The sequence below is a fragment of the Rhodococcus sp. CX genome (assembly GCF_015865005.1).
GTDB lineage: Bacteria > Actinomycetota > Actinomycetes > Mycobacteriales > Mycobacteriaceae > Rhodococcus.
Window position 1 is genome coordinate 31,338 of sequence record NZ_JADZGH010000210.1, and the last position, 16,345, is coordinate 47,682.

At 67.2% G+C, this 16,345-nt stretch carries 14 protein-coding genes; 4 read left to right on the forward strand and 10 right to left on the reverse strand.

What is annotated here, in order from left to right; genetic code table 11:
• From I0Q12_RS23065 to I0Q12_RS23105, 9 genes are all read right to left on the reverse strand, one after another.
• The coding region (locus I0Q12_RS23065) for a carboxymuconolactone decarboxylase family protein (protein ID WP_197255084.1) at nt 1-515 on the reverse strand (515 nt) is incomplete at its 3' end.
• Nucleotides 516-520: 5 nt separating this feature from the next.
• Nucleotides 521-1,207: a GntR family transcriptional regulator gene (locus I0Q12_RS23070; RefSeq protein ID WP_197255085.1), complete on the reverse strand. Its 687-nt coding sequence runs from the start codon at nt 1,205-1,207 to the stop codon at nt 521-523.
• Entirely contained in the window at nt 1,207-1,899 is a 693-nt protein-coding gene (gene urtE / locus I0Q12_RS23075) for an urea ABC transporter ATP-binding subunit UrtE (protein WP_197255086.1), read from the reverse strand. Before urtE ends, I0Q12_RS23070 begins: the two co-directional genes overlap by 1 nt.
• Complete coding sequence (urtD, locus tag I0Q12_RS23080) at nt 1,899-2,681, reverse strand: urea ABC transporter ATP-binding protein UrtD (RefSeq protein ID WP_197255090.1); 783 nt, start codon at nt 2,679-2,681, stop codon at nt 1,899-1,901. Before urtD ends, urtE begins: the two co-directional genes overlap by 1 nt.
• Nucleotides 2,678-3,796 (reverse strand): urea ABC transporter permease subunit UrtC, encoded by a 1,119-nt coding sequence (gene urtC / locus I0Q12_RS23085; RefSeq protein ID WP_197255092.1) that lies wholly within the window; start codon nt 3,794-3,796, stop codon nt 2,678-2,680. Before urtC ends, urtD begins: the two co-directional genes overlap by 4 nt.
• Nucleotides 3,796-4,680, reverse strand: a complete 885-nt coding sequence (urtB, locus tag I0Q12_RS23090; protein ID WP_197255094.1) for an urea ABC transporter permease subunit UrtB — start codon at nt 4,678-4,680, stop codon at nt 3,796-3,798. The genes urtC and urtB overlap by 1 nt, the downstream gene beginning before the upstream one ends.
• 38 nt (nt 4,681-4,718) lie before the next feature.
• Nucleotides 4,719-5,987 (reverse strand): urea ABC transporter substrate-binding protein, encoded by a 1,269-nt coding sequence (gene urtA, locus I0Q12_RS23095; RefSeq protein ID WP_197255095.1) that lies wholly within the window; start codon nt 5,985-5,987, stop codon nt 4,719-4,721.
• Nucleotides 5,988-6,297: 310 nt separating this feature from the next.
• Nucleotides 6,298-7,710 (reverse strand): acetate metabolism transcriptional regulator RamB, encoded by a 1,413-nt coding sequence (gene ramB, locus I0Q12_RS23100; protein ID WP_197255102.1) that lies wholly within the window; start codon nt 7,708-7,710, stop codon nt 6,298-6,300.
• A gap of 53 nt (nt 7,711-7,763) precedes the next feature.
• A complete protein-coding gene (locus I0Q12_RS23105; protein ID WP_248673178.1) occupies nt 7,764-8,969 on the reverse strand; it encodes a globin domain-containing protein in 1,206 nt (401 codons plus the stop codon).
• Nucleotides 8,970-9,484: 515 nt separating this feature from the next.
• On the opposite strand from I0Q12_RS23105, the gene aceA reads away from it, so the two are divergent.
• The 4 genes from aceA to I0Q12_RS23125 all read left to right on the forward strand — a co-directional run bounded on the left by aceA (nt 9,485) and on the right by I0Q12_RS23125 (nt 15,453).
• Complete coding sequence (gene aceA / locus I0Q12_RS23110; protein ID WP_197255104.1) at nt 9,485-10,774, forward strand: isocitrate lyase; 1,290 nt, start codon at nt 9,485-9,487, stop codon at nt 10,772-10,774.
• Nucleotides 10,775-11,010: 236 nt separating this feature from the next.
• Nucleotides 11,011-11,907, forward strand: a complete 897-nt coding sequence (locus I0Q12_RS23115; RefSeq protein ID WP_197255106.1) for a 3-hydroxybutyryl-CoA dehydrogenase — start codon at nt 11,011-11,013, stop codon at nt 11,905-11,907.
• Between the two features lie 113 nt (nt 11,908-12,020).
• Complete coding sequence (gene metE, locus I0Q12_RS23120) at nt 12,021-14,330, forward strand: 5-methyltetrahydropteroyltriglutamate--homocysteine S-methyltransferase (RefSeq protein ID WP_197255108.1); 2,310 nt, start codon at nt 12,021-12,023, stop codon at nt 14,328-14,330.
• Between the two features lie 82 nt (nt 14,331-14,412).
• Entirely contained in the window at nt 14,413-15,453 is a 1,041-nt protein-coding gene (locus tag I0Q12_RS23125; protein ID WP_197255110.1) for an NAD(P)-dependent alcohol dehydrogenase, read from the forward strand.
• A gap of 7 nt (nt 15,454-15,460) precedes the next feature.
• Here I0Q12_RS23125 and I0Q12_RS23130 read toward each other — a convergent pair whose 3' ends face one another.
• Nucleotides 15,461-16,246, reverse strand: a complete 786-nt coding sequence (locus I0Q12_RS23130; protein ID WP_197255112.1) for a SigB/SigF/SigG family RNA polymerase sigma factor — start codon at nt 16,244-16,246, stop codon at nt 15,461-15,463.
• Nucleotides 16,247-16,345: the final 99 nt, after the last annotated feature.

Genomic DNA, 16,345 nt, shown 5'->3' on the forward strand with positions numbered 1-16,345 from the left:
ATGCGCAGGGTGCGGATCGTGGTCGCCAGACCGTCGTATTGCGTGATCAGCAGGCAGAATTCGATCAAGCGGCGGACGTCGAGGTGCTCGGCCAGCGCCGACCACGTCTCGTCGGTGAGGTCCTTGGTCGCGACCAGTTCGTCGACTGCGGCGAGCAGCGCACGGTGACGCGGGCTCCACCCCTCGGCCTGCGGCCCCTCGATGACACGCTGCAGGATCTCGGCGGTCACACCCGCGCGACGACCGAGCCGCACGTGGTGGTCCATCTCGTAGTCGCAGCCGCGCAGGTGCGCGACGCGCAGGATGACGAGTTCGGATTCGTGGCGGGGGAGCTTGCCGCCGGGCATCAGCTTGCCGGAGTAGTGCAGCCAGCCGCGGAACAGGCCGCCGGCGCGACCCAGTGTGCTGAACAGGTGCGCGTCCGAGGTTCCTGCCGCCAGTGACAGGACGCGCCAGGCGATCCAGTTGACCGGGCCGAGTTGACGGAACCGTCCGGGCGTGATGCGGGGCGTCATGCGCGCTAGTCTCGCACGGCCCGCGAGAGCCGGGCCATCGTCCGCGCCGCCTCGGTGCGTTGCACGATCGCCGCGCACGCGTCGACGATGTGCTCGCGCAGCCGGGTGTGCGCGTCGTCCAGTCTTCCGTCGAGTACCGCCTCCGCGACGGCGATGTGCTCCTCGACGGCGCGCTCCACCCGCTCCGGGACGAGCTCGTCGAACATCCGGACCGTGCGTACCTTCGCGTTGACCGAATCGAGCGCGTCGCACAGGGCGTCGTTCCCCGACGCGGCGAGCAGCGTCAGGTGGAACTCTTCGTCGAGCGTGACGAACCCTGCATCGGGAGCCGGCGGATCGCTACGGAATCGGTACCACCGTTCGAGTTCGGCCCCGAGCACGTCCCGGTCGTGGACGACCACCCCGGACACCGCGCGCGTGATGCCGCGCAGTTCCAGCGTGGCACGCAGCTCGTAGAGGTCGCCGAGGTCCTCGAAGCGCGGACGGTACGGGAAGAGCCCGTGTTCGCGTCGCTCGACGAGACCCTCGGACACGAGGCGGGCCAGGGCCTCCCGCACCGGTGTGCGGGAGACCCCGTACAGCTCGGCGAGCCGTTCCTCGCTGAGTCGCTCGTCGGGGGAGACGGTGCCCGCTGTCAGATCGGCGCGCAGCGCCCGGTAGACGCGCTCCCGCCGGGTGCCGCCGGAGAACATCAGATTGCCATCGCGCTGCGAACGGTACGAGCGGCGTCGGCGCCTCCTTCGCCGGTCGCGGTGATGCGTCCCGATTCCAGGACGTAGTAGTGGCGGGCGTTGTCGAGGGCGAATCCGATGTGCTGCTCGACGAGCAGCACCCCGAGGTCGCCGCGCCGGCTCAGGTCCACGATCGTCTTCTCGATCTCCTGAACGACGGACGGCTGGATACCCTCGGTCGGTTCGTCGAGAATGAGCATCCGTGGACGGGTGATCAGCGCGCGGGCGATGGCGAGCTGCTGGCGCTGGCCGCCGGACAACAGGCCCGCGCGGCGATCGAGCAGCGGAACCAGCGCAGGGAACAGATCGAGCATCTCCGCGATCAGCGCCTTGCCGTTCTTGCGGCCGTCCGCGACCACCTGCAGGTTCTCGGCGCAGGTGAGTTGCCCGAAGGACTGCTGGCCCTGCGGAACGTACGCGAGGCCCCGGGCCACGCGCGCCGCCGGGCGCAACCCGGTGATGTCCTCACCGTCGAGCAGGATCTTGCCGGAGGCGACCGGCAGCAGCCCGACGGCGGCGCGCAGCAGGGTGGTCTTGCCGGCACCGTTGTGGCCCATGACGGCGACGACCCCGTCGGACGGGACCGTGATCGTGGCCCCGTGGATGATCTCGGTGCGTCCGTAACCGGTACGGACGTCGACGAGTTCGAGCATCAGATCGCCTCCTCGAGGCTCGCGGTACCCAGGTAGACCTGCTGGACCTGCGGATCGTTCTGCACCTCTTCGACGGTGCCTTCGGCGATGACCTTGCCGCGCGCGAGCACCGTCACCGAGGTCGCGAACGCGCGCATGAAGTCCATGTCGTGTTCGACGACGACGACGGTGCGCTCGGCGCCGATGCGGCGCAGCAGCTGCCCGGTCTCCTCGCGTTCGTCGTGGCTCATGCCGGCGACGGGTTCGTCGAGCAGCAGCACGTCGGAGTTCTGCACCAGGAGCATGCCGATCTCGAGCCACTGCTTCTGGCCGTGCGCGAGGATCCCGGCGGGGATGTCGCGATGGGCCGCGAGGCCGGTGGTTTCCAGTGCCTCCTCGATCTGCGGCAGCACGTCCTTGCGGCGGCGCAGCATCTGCCACGGGTTGCGGCCGGCGCCGGCGGCGATGTCGAGATTCTGCAGCACCGTCAGCTCCTCGAATACCGACGCCGTCTGGAACGTGCGGCCGACGCCGAGCCGGGCGATCTTGTGGACCTTCTTGCCGAGCAGTTCGACCCCGGACTTGGTGACCGACCCGGTCGCGGGGACGAGGCCGGTGATGGCGTCGACGAGCGTGGTCTTTCCGGCGCCGTTGGGGCCGATGAGGAATCGCAGATCGCCCTGTAGCAGCGTCAGGTCGACACCGTCGACGGCGGTGAAGCCGTCGAACTGCACTCGCAGATCACGGATTTCGAGGTATTGGCTGGACATTCCGGCGTTGCCGCCGAAGGTGGGTTCGGTCATCGTGCCGGCTCCATCTCGGTGTTCTCGGCGGTCGGTTCGGGATCGGGTTTCTCTGCGGGGGTGTCGCTTTCGGTGCGCTTGCGACGCCGGAGCGCTGCGATTCCGGCGAGTCCGGCGGGGAAGAATCCGACGACGACGATGAACAGCAGGCCCTGCGCATACGTCCACGCGGACGGGAATTCCTCCGAGAGGGCGGTCTGCGCCCACGCGACACCGATCGCGCCGAGTACCGGCCCGAGCAGGGTGGTGCGGCCACCGATCGCGACGCCGATGAGGAACGCGATGGACGGCACGATGCCGATGTCCGCCGGGGAGATGATCCCGACGATCGGCACGAACATCGCACCGGCGATGCCGGCGAAGAACGCGGCGACCGTGTAGGCGACGACCTTGACGGTCGCGGGGTCGTAGCCGAGGAAGCGGACGCGCTCCTCCTGGTCGCGGACCGCGACGAGCAGTTCACCGTAGCGTGAGTGCATGAGCTGGCGGGTCCCGGCGACGACGAGCAGCAGGATCGCCGCGACGATGAAGAACAGCATCCGCTTGTTGACCGGATCGGACAGGTCGTAACCGAAGAACGTGCGGAACCGGTTGAGGCCGTTGGACCCTCCGGTGCTCTGCTGGCCGACGAGCAGGATCGCGAACGCCGCGGCGAGGGCCTGGGACAGGATCGCGAAGTAGGCGCCCTTGACGCGGCGCTTGAACACGCCGAGGCCGAGCAGCAGGGCCAGCAGTGCGGGCACGAGCAGGATGCCCAGCAGCGTCACGAGCGGCGACGTGAACGGCACCCAGTACGCGGGCAGTTCACGGATACCCGCGATCTGCATGAAGTCCGGCACGGTGTCGCCGCGCACCTCGGCGTCGGCGATCTTCAGGTGCATCGCCATCATGTAGGCGCCGAGGCCGAAGAACACGCCCTGACCGAGGGTCAGCATGCCGCCGCGGCCCCAGGCCAGGCCGATGCCGGCGGCGACGATGGCGAAGCACAGGAACTTCGCGAGCAGATTCAGGCGGAAGTCGGACAGGACGGCGGGGGCGAGACCGAACAGCACGAGCACGGCGATCGCAAATCCCGCCCACGTGCGGACCGGTCCGGGCCGGGTGAGAACGGACATCAGACCAGGCTCCTTGTCTTGACCGCGAACAGACCTTGCGGGCGGATCTGCAGGAAGACCACGATGATCACGAACACGATCACCTTCGCGATCGACGCGGTGGTGGAGTATTCGATGAACGAATTGAGCAGGCCGAGCGCGACCGCCGCGATCACGGCGCCCTCGATGCGGCCGAGACCGCCGATGACGACGACGAGGAACGCGTCGATCAGGTACGAATGCCCGATCGTCGGGCTCGTCGAGCCGATGAGGGTCAGCGCGACCCCTGCCAGGCCGGCGAGTCCGGAGCCGAGGAAGAACGTGGTGATGTCGGTACGCCGGCTGGAGATGCCGACGGTCTCGGCGAGATCGCGGTTCTGCACGACCGCCCGGATGCGACGGCCCATCGGCGTGTACTTCATCGCCACGATCAGCGCGACGACGCACACGGCGGCCAGCACCAGGATGAACAGGCGGGTCTTCGGAACCACCGCACCCAGGATCTCGACACCGCCGGACAGCCATTGTGGGGCAACCACATTGACCGCCGGTGCGCCGAAGATGTCACGGGCGGCCTGCTGCAGCAACAGGCCCACGCCGAACGTCACGAGCAGTGTGTCGAGCGGACGGTGGTACATGCGGCGGATGAGCGTGACCTCCAGCAGCACGCCCATCGCGCCGCCGACCAGGAAGCCGACGAGCAGGGAGATCAGCAGCGAGACCCCGGCCGCGGAGACCACCTGCTGCACAACGTATGCGGTGTACGAACCGGCCATGATGAATTCGCCGTGGGCCATGTTGATCACGCCCATCTGGCCGAACGTCAACGACAGGCCCAGCGCTGCCAGCAGCAGGATCGAGCCGATGCTCAATCCCGTGAACAGCTGTCCTACCACGACATCCATATCGCCCCCTTTCTCGTCGGCTTCCCGGTCGTATCGGCTCAGCTACCGGACAGGCTCGAGGCCCAGTCGTAGCTCTTCAGGTACGGGTCCGGCTCGATCGGGGAGCCCGAGTCCCACACGGTGTAGATCAGTCCGTCGCCGCGGATCTCACCGATGCGTGCGGTCTTGGCGATGTGGTGGTTGTCGCCGTCGATCGTGACGGTGCCTTCGGGAGCGTCGAACGTGACGCCGTCGGCCGCCTCCTGGATGTCGGCCACGGCGAACGAGTTCGCCTTCTCGACGGTGTTCTTCCACAGGTGGACCGAGGTGTAGGCAGCCTCCATCGGATCCGAGGTCGGCTTGTTCGCGCCGTACTTCGCCTTGTAGGCGTCGACGAACGACTTGTTCTCCGGGGAGTCCACCGTCTGGTAGTAGTTCCACGCGGTGAGCTGGCCCTCGATGTTCTGGGCGCCGATGCCGACGACCTCCTCCTCGGCGATGGACACCGAAACCACCGGCATGTCAGCGGCTTTCAGGCCGACGTTGGCGTACTCGCGGAAGAATGCGACGTTCGAGTCGCCGTTGAGGGTGTTGAACACCGCGTCCGCGTCGGCGGTGCGGATCTTGTTGACGATCGTCGAGAAGTCGGTCGAACCGAGCGGGGTGTAGTCCTCGCCCTTGATCTCGATGCCGTTGGCCTCGGCGTAGGCGCGGATGATGCGGTTCGCCGTCTGCGGGAACACGTAGTCGCTACCGACGAGGTAGAGGGACTTGACGCCCTTCTCCTTCAGGTAGTCCAGGGCCGGCACGATCTGCTGGTTGGTGGTCGCGCCGGTGTAGAAGATGTTCGGCGACGATTCCAGGCCCTCGTACTGCACCGGGTAGTACAGCAGTGCGTCGTTGTCCTCGAACACCGGCAGCATCGCCTTGCGGCTCGACGACGTCCAGCCGCCGAACACCGCAGCGACACAGTCGGAGCTGATGAGCTTCTCGGCCTTCTCGGCGAACACCGTCGGCTCGGACGCTCCGTCCTCGGCGACGATCTGGATCTGCTTGCCGAGCACGCCACCGGAGGCGTTGATCTCCTCGACGGCCAGCGCGATCGAATCACGAACGGTGACTTCGGAAATTGCCATGGTGCCGGACAGGGAGTTCAGCGAACCGACCTTGATCGTGTCGCCGGAGGTGTCGACGCAGGATTCGCCGGTCGCGCCGGTCGCGGTGTCACCGGCCTTGCTGCCGCAGGCGGTGAGAAGCAGACCGGCAGCCGCGAGTGCCACCGGAACGGCGACGGCACGCTTGGCGAATGTGGACCTGGCAACTGACATGGAGATGCCCCCTTGTTTGGAAGATGAGAAGCCTCGGTTCCCCGATGTATCCGGGTGCGTATACAGCGCTGTATTCGTCGGCCAAACAGTAAAGGGATGGTGTTTCGCAGGTATATCTGCTTGTGACAATTGGATGTTCGATGTTTCGCCTGTGTGAACTCGCCCGCGGGCGGCGCCCGGTGTCCGAGCGAATGTGCCGCTCGTCTCCTTCAACCGACCGAATGTGCCGCTCGCTCGGAAAGGGGGAGGGGGAGCACGCGACGACCCGGCGCCGCGCGTGAGTACGTGGCGCCGGGTCGGTGGGTGCGGGTCAGCGAATGAGGTAGGGCGAGACCGAGCTGCGGTGTTCGTTGATGTCCAGCTCCTTGCCGAGCGGTGGGAACGCGCGCTGCGGGCAGTTGACGCGTTCGCAGATGCGGCAGCCTGCGCCGATCGGGGTGCCGGGGTTGGACTCGTCGAGGTCGAGGCCGTCGGCGTAGACGAGTCGATGCGCGTGGCGCAGCTCGCAGCCGAGGCCGATCGCGAACGTCTTCGACGGCTGCCCGTAGCGGGCCGCGCGGCGTTCGACGGTCCGCGCGACCCACAGGTAGCGGCGGCCGTCGGGCATCTGCGCGATCTGCGTCATGATCTTGCCCGGGTACGCGAAGGTCTCGTAGACGTTCCACAGCGGGCAGGTGCCGCCGCTGGTGGAGAAGTGGAATCCCGTGGCGGACTGGCGTTTGGACATGTTGCCGGCCCGGTCGACGCGGACGAACGAGAACGGCACCCCTCGCAGTTTCGGTCGCTGGAGGGTGGAGAGCCGGTGGGCGATCGTCTCGTAGCTGACGCCGTAGAACGCCGAGAGCCGTTCGACGTCGTAGCGGAAGTCCTCCGCGATCTCGTGGAACTGTGTGTACGGCAGGATCATCGCCGCCGCGAAGTAGTTCGCGAGACCGAGGCGTGCCAGGGAGCGGGACGCGTCGGACGTGAAGATGGCGTCCTCGACCATCTTGTCGATGAGGTCACCGCATTCGAGGTAGGCGAGCTCGGTGGCGAGTTTGAAGACCTGTTGCCCGCTGGACAGCTGAGGGGCTATCTCGAGGGTGCGGGTCTCCGGGTCGTAACGGTGCAGGACGTTCTCGCCGAGATCGATGCGCTTGACGATCTGCACGTCGTGCACGGACGCCATCCGCTTGGCGATCTCGCCGCCGACGTCGCCGCGGTGGAACCGGATGCGATTGGCGAGTTCCTCGGCTGCGGTGTCGAGCTCGTGCAGGTAGTTCTGTCGCTGGTAGAAGTAGTCGCGCACTTCCTCGTGCGGCATCGTGATGGCCCCGCTGCCGCTGCCGTCGCTGTACCTGTCCTCGGTCGCGGCCGCGAGCTGGGCGGTGGTGTTGCGGAACCGGCGGTGCATGTTCACCATCGCCCGGGCCAGCCCGGGATGCGCGGCGACCATCTCGGCGATCTCCTGGGCGTCGGCTTCGATGCCCATCTCCTGATCGAGCGCGACCTCCCGCATCTCGGCGATCAGGCGGGTGTCGTCCTGGGAGGAGAAGAAGGTGGTGTCGACGCCGAAGACCTCACTGATCCGCAGCAGTACGGGAACGGTGAGGGGACGGACGTCGTGCTCGATCTGGTTGAGGTAGCTGGCAGAGATCTCGAGGGTCTTGGCGAGTGCGGCTTGGCTGAGGCCCCGCTCGGTACGCAGCTGACGAAGGCGGGCTCCCACGAAGGTCTTGGCCATTCGCCCAGCGTACGACCAGCTGTAAAGCTTTGCAACGAGCCATTCGCAACGTGTTAATCGTGTCGGCCGGAAACGACCTGCTGGGGGCGGTCGACACCGAGCCAGGAGCCGGGCGCGAACGCCTCGTAGTGGATCGACTCGACGGGTACTCCGCGCGCGACGAGGCCGTCCCTGACCGTGCGCATGAACGCGACCGGCCCGTACACGTACACCCTGGCCCCCGCCGGGACGTCGAGATCGTCGACGGGCGACCGTCCATGCACGTCGAACTCCTCGAAATCGTTGTACCGCACCTGCATCCGCGCATTCTCCAGCCGAGAGACGAGGGCGGTGATGTCCGCACGGCGCGCATGGTCGTAGGGGGACCGGTCCACGTGCAACGCGACGACGGGCCGCCGCGGATCGGTCTCGGCGAGGCTCTGCAGGGCGGTCAGCGTGCTGGTGATGCCGATGCCGGCGGAGATCAGCACCAGCGGGGTGCTGCCGGCGTCGACGAGGAGGCTTCCGAAGGGGTGCGAGACGATCAGCTCGTTGCCGGGGCGGACGGTGTCGAAGAGGAACGAGGAGACCAGCCCGTCCGGGACCCGCTTGATCGTGATGGCCCACTCGCCCGGGACCCGCCCTCGCACGAGGGTGTACTGCCGGATCTGGCGGGTGCCGTCGGGAAGTCGCACGCAGATCGAAATGTACTGTCCCGGACTGAAATCGGGGAGCGGTCGCCCGTTGAGCGATCGCATCACGAAGGTCGCGACGTCGGCTCCGTCGTATTCGACCTCCGAGACGGCCACCAGTCGCCACACGTGTCCGTGGGGTACCCCGGCCGAGTCGTACAGCGCGGCTTCCTGCTTGATGAGCGAACCCGCCATGAGTGTGTAGACCTGGTGCCAGGCCGCTGCGACGGCCGGGGTCACCGCGTCGCCGAGCACCTCGGCGATCGCGGCGAACAGGTGGAAGCGGATCATTTCGTAGTGCCCGGCCTGGATGCCGATCGACGCGTGCTTGTTGGCGATCCGGGACATGATCGCGTCGATGTCCTGGGGCTGCTCGGTGATCAGGAGCTTGGCGAACGCGGCGACCGAACTCGCGAGTGCCTTCTGCTGCTCGCGGTTGCGCTGGTTCGTGCGATTGAACAGGTCCGTGCACAGCAGGGGTGCCGCGGTGAACAGGCGCTCGTAGAACCGTTCGGAGATCCGGCCGATGTGGGCCTCCACGGCGGGCAGCGTGGCCTCGATGACGTCGTACGACGTGGGAGAAAGGATGACCGCTCCTCTGCTCGTAGGGGGTGGGCGAGACACGAGCAGCTGCGCGGGCATGTGCGCGACGGGTCCAGCCCCGACCTGGTCGTCGCGAGTCATGTTACGGCCGGTCGCGGGAATCCTCCCGATCGACGGCTGCGGAAAATCCCTGCTCGAACCTCCCGGCCGGTGTGAAACCCCCCACATGCGCGGCCGAGGCGACTCCCGGGACGGCCGGTCCCACGGGTCCCGGTGTCAGGGAGTGCTCGCCGGGGGTTGCGCCACGAATGCCGAGGTAGAGCTACTCGTCAGTAACCAACGCGGCGATTTTGTGAAGTCGTTGGAACGGCCATTGATTTACAACCTTTGCAAAGCTCCCGCGAAAACTAGCCAAGGTTGGCATTTGCAACAGGTAGACGGCCTTTTTCGGCTGTGTCATTGTTTTGGAGTACATCCGAACGGCACGCGAAGGGTGTGAAGTCGTACGCACGTACTGCTGAACACCCGGAGCGGATTCGAATCTAGAGAGTGGAGCTTTGATGTCGACCACCGGCACCCCGCGGACCGCTGAAGAAATCCAGAAGGACTGGGACACCAACCCCCGCTGGAAGGGCGTCACCCGTAACTACACGGCCGAGCAGGTCGTGAAGCTGCAGGGCTCCGTCGTCGAGGAAGCCACCCTCGCTCGTCGTGGCTCGGAGATCCTCTGGGATCTCGTCAACAACGAGGACTACATCAACTCGCTCGGCGCCCTGACCGGCAACCAGGCCGTGCAGCAGGTTCGCGCCGGCCTCAAGGCCATCTACCTGTCCGGCTGGCAGGTCGCCGGTGACGCGAACCTCTCCGGCCACACCTACCCGGACCAGTCGCTGTACCCGGCGAACTCGGTTCCGCAGGTCGTCCGCCGCATCAACAACGCGCTGCTCCGCGCGGACGAGATCGCCAAGGTCGAGGGTGACACCTCGGTCGAGAACTGGCTCGCCCCGATCGTCGCCGACGGTGAGGCCGGCTTCGGTGGCGCCCTCAACGTCTACGAGCTGCAGAAGGCCATGATCGCGGCCGGTGTCGCCGGTTCGCACTGGGAGGACCAGCTCGCGTCGGAGAAGAAGTGCGGTCACCTCGGTGGCAAGGTGCTCATCCCGACCCAGCAGCACATCCGCACCCTGACCTCGGCCCGTCTCGCGGCCGACGTCGCGGACGTCCCGACCGTCGTCATCGCCCGCACCGACGCCGAGGCCGCGACCCTCATCACCTCCGATGTCGACGAGCGCGACCGCGAGTTCCTCGACGGCACCCGTACGGCCGAGGGCTTCTTCGGTGTCAAGAACGGCATCGAGCCCTGCATCGCCCGTGCGAAGGCCTACGCCCCGTACGCCGACCTCATCTGGATGGAGACCGGTGTTCCGGACCTCGAGGTCGCCAAGAAGTTCTCCGAGGCCGTCCGTAGCGAGTTCCCGGACCAGCTGCTGGCCTACAACTGCTCGCCGTCCTTCAACTGGAAGGCTCACCTGGACGACGCAACCATCGCGAAGTTCCAGAAGGAGCTCGGCGCGATGGGCTTCAAGTTCCAGTTCATCACCCTCGCCGGCTTCCACTCGCTCAACTACGGCATGTTCGACCTGGCCCACGGCTACGCCCGCGAGGGCATGACCGCCTTCGTCGACCTGCAGGAGCGCGAGTTCAAGGCGGCCAAGGAGCGCGGCTTCACCGCCATCAAGCACCAGCGTGAGGTCGGTGCCGGCTACTTCGACACCATCGCCACCACGGTCGACCCGAACACCTCCACGGCTGCTCTGAAGGGCTCCACCGAGGAGGGCCAGTTCCACTAGGAACAGGCTTCGAAGTCACACCGCGGCGGGATCCGTCCCGGACTCCCGCCGCGGTGACTTCACCCCAGCCGTACCGGCTGGACCGAGCTAGACCCTTACGACGATCCGGTCGGTGGATGATCCCCGCCGGATCGTCGTGCAAGAACCCCTCTACAGACTCCGTGCAGGACCACCTGTGCAGGACCCCCTGTGCAAGACCCTCCACGACCAACCCCACATGACGAGAAGGAGCTGACGTGACCAGCGAGAAGATTCAGCGCGTCGGCGTGATCGGCGCCGGGATCATGGGCGCAGGTATCGCCGAGGTGTGCGCGCGCGCTCATGTCGACGTACTGGTGTTCGAGCAGACCCGCGAACTCGCGGCTGCCGGACGGGCCCGCATCCTCCGGTCCCTCGACCGGGGCGTGAGCAGCGGAAAGATCACCGAACGGGAGCGGGAGCAGGCCGCGTGGCGCCTCCGGTTCACCTCGGACCTCGGTGACTTCGCGGACCGTCAGCTCGTCGTGGAGGCCGTCGTCGAGGACGAGAAGGTCAAGAGCGAGATCTTCGCCGAACTCGACAAGATCGTCACGGACCCGAACGCGGTGCTCGCGTCGAACACCTCGTCGATCCCGATCATGAAGCTGGGCATCGCCACCAGCGCCCCCGAGCGCGTCATCGGCCTGCACTTCTTCAACCCCGTGCCGGTGCTCCCGCTCGTCGAGCTGGTCACCACGCTGAAGACCAGCTCCACGGTCGCCCAGCGCGCCGAGGCCTTCGCCGCCGACATTCTCGGCAAGCAGGTCGTCCGCTCCTCGGACCGTGCCGGCTTCATCGCCAACGCGCTGCTCGTGCCCTACCTGCTGTCAGCGATCCGGATGGTCGAATCCGGCTTCGCGACGAAGGAGGACATCGACAAGACGATGGTGCTCGGCTGCGCCCACCCGATGGGCCCGCTCGCGCTGACCGATCTGGTCGGGCTCGACACCGTCAAGTCGATCGCCGACTCGATGTACGAGGAGTTCAAGGAGCCGCTGTACTCGGCCCCGCCGCTGTTGCTGCGCATGGTCGAGGCCGGCCTCGTCGGCAAGAAGTCGGGTGCCGGCTTCTACGAATACGCCGAAAACGGTCGGGCCTCCAAGAAGGCCAGCTAAGCAGTAGGTAGCACCACACCGTACTTCGGCGCCCGTGCCCGACAGCAGTGCCACCTGCGCACTGCTCGTCGGTGCACGGGCGCGAGGTGCATGAGGGAAAGGTCGATTCCGAGATGGCTACCAACGCCACCGGCTACGGATCCAGCATCCTCGGGTACCCGCGTATCGGTCCCCGCCGCGAACTCAAGCGTGCTCTCGAGTCCTACTGGCACGGCACCGGCACGCGCGACGAACTCGTCGCCGTCGCCCGTGAAATTCAGGAGGACACCTGGAGCGAGCTCGCGGCGACCGGTCTGACACAGGTCCCCGGCAACACGTTCTCCTACTACGACCACGTCCTGGACAACGCCCTGTTGTTCGGCGCGGTCCCCGAGCGGTTCCGTTCCTTGGTCGGCGAGCTCGACCCGCTCGACTTCTATTTCACCCTGTGCCGCGGCCGGGAGGACTTCCCGCCGCTGGAACTGGTCCGCTGGTTCGGCAGCAACTACCACTACCGGCAGCCCGAACTCGACGAGACCACCACGTTCGAGCTGAACTCGGCCGCCGTGCTCGACGAGTTCGAGCGGGCCAAGGCCAAGGGCATCGAACTGCGCCCGGTCGTGCTCGGCCCGGTGTCGCTGCTGCTGCTGTCGAAGATCTCGCCGACGTCGCAGCAGGAGGGGTTCTCCACGCTCGACCTGCTCGACGCGCTGCTGCCCGAGTACGAGAAGCTCTTCGAGCAGCTCGCCAAGGCCGGCGCCACGTGCGTCCAGCTCGACGAACCGTCGTTCACCGAGGACCGCAGCGACGAGGAACTCGCGGCGCTCGAGCGGGCCTACGAGAAGCTGTCCCACGCGCCGCTGCGTCCGCGCATCCTCGTGACCGGTCCCTACGGTCATCTCGGCGCGGCGCTGCCGATCCTCGCGGCCTCGAAGATCGAGGCCATCGGCCTGGACCTGATCAACGGCCGGATCAGCGCCGAGGAACTGGCCGCCGTGCCGGGTCTGAAGCGCAAGCGGATCTACGCCGGTGTCGTCGACGGCCGCAACGTGTGGCGCGCCGACCGTCGTCGCGTGCTCGAATACCTCGACTCGATCGCGAAGGTCGCGCCCGACCTGGTCGTGTCGACCTCCTGCACGTTGCTGCACGTGCCCTACGACCTTCTCGTCGAGTACGACATCCCCGGTGACGTCGCCGACCTTCTGCTTCGCGAAGGCGAGGCGGTCGGCGAGGTGGTCTCGCTCGCCAAGGCACTGACCACCGGAGCCGAGGAGAAGTGGCGCGTGCCGCCGACGTCGGTGCACTTCAAGCAGAAGCACACCGTCCGCGCGCGGATCAACGCGCTCAAGCCCGAACACCGGGTGCGGGCGCCGTACGAGGAGCGTCGCGCCGCGCAACAGAAGCGGCTGAACCTGCCGCCGGTCCCGGCGACCACCCTCGGGTCGTTCCCGCAGACCGACGAGATTCGCAAGATCCGTTACGACCTCGGTCAGGGCCGGATCTCGTACGACGACTACGTCAAGCGGATCCGCGAGGAGATCGAGTCCACCATCCGGTTGCAGGAGGACATCGGTCTCGACGTGCTCGTGCACGGCGAGCACGAGCGCAACGACATGGTCCAGTACTTCGCCGAGATGCTGGAGGGCTTCGCCACCACGCACTTCGGCTGGGTGCAGGCCTACGGTTCTCGGTGCACGCGTCCGCCGATCCTCTACGGCGACATCGTGCGACCGAAGCCGATGACCGTCGAGTGGATCACGTTCGCGCAGTCGCTGACCGACAAGCCGGTCAAGGGCATGCTCACCGGACCGGTGACGATGCTGGCCCGGTCCTACATGCGCCAGGATCAGCCGCTGCACGAAACCGCCGATCAGCTCGCGCTGGCCATCCGCGACGAGATCGCCGATCTCGAGCGGGCGGGTATCGCGATCATCCAGGTCGACGAGCCGGCCATCCGGGAACTGCTGCCGCTGCGTCAGGACGGCCGCGCCGAGTACCTGGACTGGGCGGTCGACGCGTTCCGTCTCGCCACCGGTGGAGCGAAACCGGAGACGCAGATCCACACACACCTGACGTACTCCGGTCAGAAGTCGGTCGTCGAGGCGATCGAACGGCTCGATGCGGACGTCACCGCGATCGTCGCGACCCGGTCCATCCGCTGGGTCCTCGAGGCGATCAAGGACCACGCGCTCACCCACGGCGTCGGCCCCGGCGTGTACGAGAGCCGTTCGGCGCGGATCCCGGACATCGACGAGCTGGACGAACTGCTCACCGAAGCCGCCGAATCGGTGGACCTGGACCGGTTGTGGGCGAACCCGGACGGCGGGCTCAAGACCCGCCACCACTGGCAGCTCGAACCGTCGCTGCGCAATCTCGTCGCGGCGGCGCGCCGGCTGCGGCGCCGGGCCGAAGCCCAGCAGGCCGAAGCCCAGCAGGAGCAGTAGAACCATCCCGCCCGGCCGGTGCGCACCCGCGGACAGCCCCCGCGGGTGCGCACCGTCGTCTGCGCGGGTGTAGGCATGACGTATGACGATCGTTGCCGCCTACGCTGCCCCCGCCGCAGACGCACCTCTCGCCAAGACCACCATCGAGCGCCGGGAACCCGGTCCGCTCGACGTGCTCATCCGGATCGAATACGCCGGGATCTGCCACTCCGACATCCACACCGTCCGCAACGAGTGGGGTCGCACCCGATACCCGCTGGTTCCGGGACACGAGATCGTCGGCATCGTCGAGGCCGTCGGCTCCGACGTCACGAAGCACGCGGTGGGGGATCGCGTGGGCGTGGGCTGCTTCGTCGCATCCTGCCGCGAATGCGACGCGTGCGAGGCCGGGGCCGAGCAGCACTGCGAGAACCGTGTCACCGGCACCTACAACGCCGTCGACGCCGACGGCCGGGTCACCCAGGGCGGGTACTCGACCCACATCGTCGTCACCGAGCACTTCGTGCTGAAGGTGCCGGCCGGGCTGGATCCCGCGGCCGCCACCCCGCTGCTGTGCGCCGGTATCACCCTGTACTCCCCGCTGCGCCGCTACGGTGCCGGAACCGGCACCCGTGTCGCGATCATCGGGATGGGCGGACTCGGACACGTCGGCGTGAAGATCGCCGCGGCGCTCGGTGCCGAGGTCACGGTGCTCGGCCACTCCCTGTCGAAGAAGGACGACGGCCTGCGGTTCGGTGCCGTCGACTACCGGGCGACCAGCGACCCGAATCTGTTCAAGGAACTCCGTAACCGGTTCGACCTGATCCTCAACACCGTGTCGGTGAACCTCGACATGGACAAGTATCTGTCGCTGCTGCGGCTGAACGGCACCCTCGTCGAACTCGGCCTGCCGGAACACCCCCTGACGGTGCGCGCGTTCAGCCTCGGTGCCAACAACCGCGCGCTGGCCGGATCCAATGTGGGTGGCATCGCGGAAACCCAGGAGATGCTCGACTTCTGCGCCGAGCACGGAATCGGAGCCGAGATCGAACTGATCTCCGCCGAGCAGATCAACGACGCCTACGAACGGGTGGTCGCGAGCGACGTGCGTTACCGCTTCGTCATCGACGCGGCAACGATCTGAGGACCGTTCAGAACTGGTCGCCGAGTTGCTCGCGCAGCTGGGCGAGGGTCTTCGTGAGCAGCCGTGACACGTGCATCTGCGACACCCCGACCCGCTCGGCGATCTGCGTCTGCGTCATGTTCCCGAAGAATCGCAGCAGCACCACCGTGCGTTCGCGTTCGGGCAGTGCCGCCAGCAGCGGCCGCAGCGTCTCGTGGTTCTCCACCTCGGACAGCGCGGAATCGTATTCGCCGAGAGTGTCGGCGAGGGTGACGCCGTGCCCGCCGGAATCGGTCTGCGCGCTGCGGTCGACCGACACGGTCTGGTAGGCGTTCCCGGCGACCAGGCCTTCGGCGACCTCCTCGCGGTCCAGGCCCAGTTCGGCGGCCAGTTCGGGGACCGTGGGGGCACGGCCGAGCTGTTGCGACAGGTCGGCGGTCGCCTTGTTCAGCGCGATGTGGAGTTCCTTCATCCGGCGCGGAACCCGCACCGCCCACCCGGTATCGCGGAAGTGCCGGCGCACCTCGCCCATGATCGTGGGGACGGCGAACGACACGAAGTCCGAGCCGCGCTCCGGGTCGAACCGGTCCACTGCGTTGACGAGGCCGAGCCTCGCGACCTGGACGAGATCGTCGAACGTCTCCCCGCGTCCGTCGAACCGGCGCGCGATGTGTTCGGCGAGCGGCAGGCATCGCTCGACGATCTTGTCGCGCACCGCCGTACGGGCCGAGGCATCCGCACCGTGCGACCGGAACTCGGTGAACAGTTCGATGACGTCGGCATACTCGTCGGGGTCGCGCTTGTTCCCGCTCACCGAGCGGCACTCCCCTCGGTGATCGAGAGGTCGATGGTGGTGACGCTGCCGTCGGCGGTGTCGTCGACGCGCACGTCCACCGAGTCGGCGAGCGAGTTC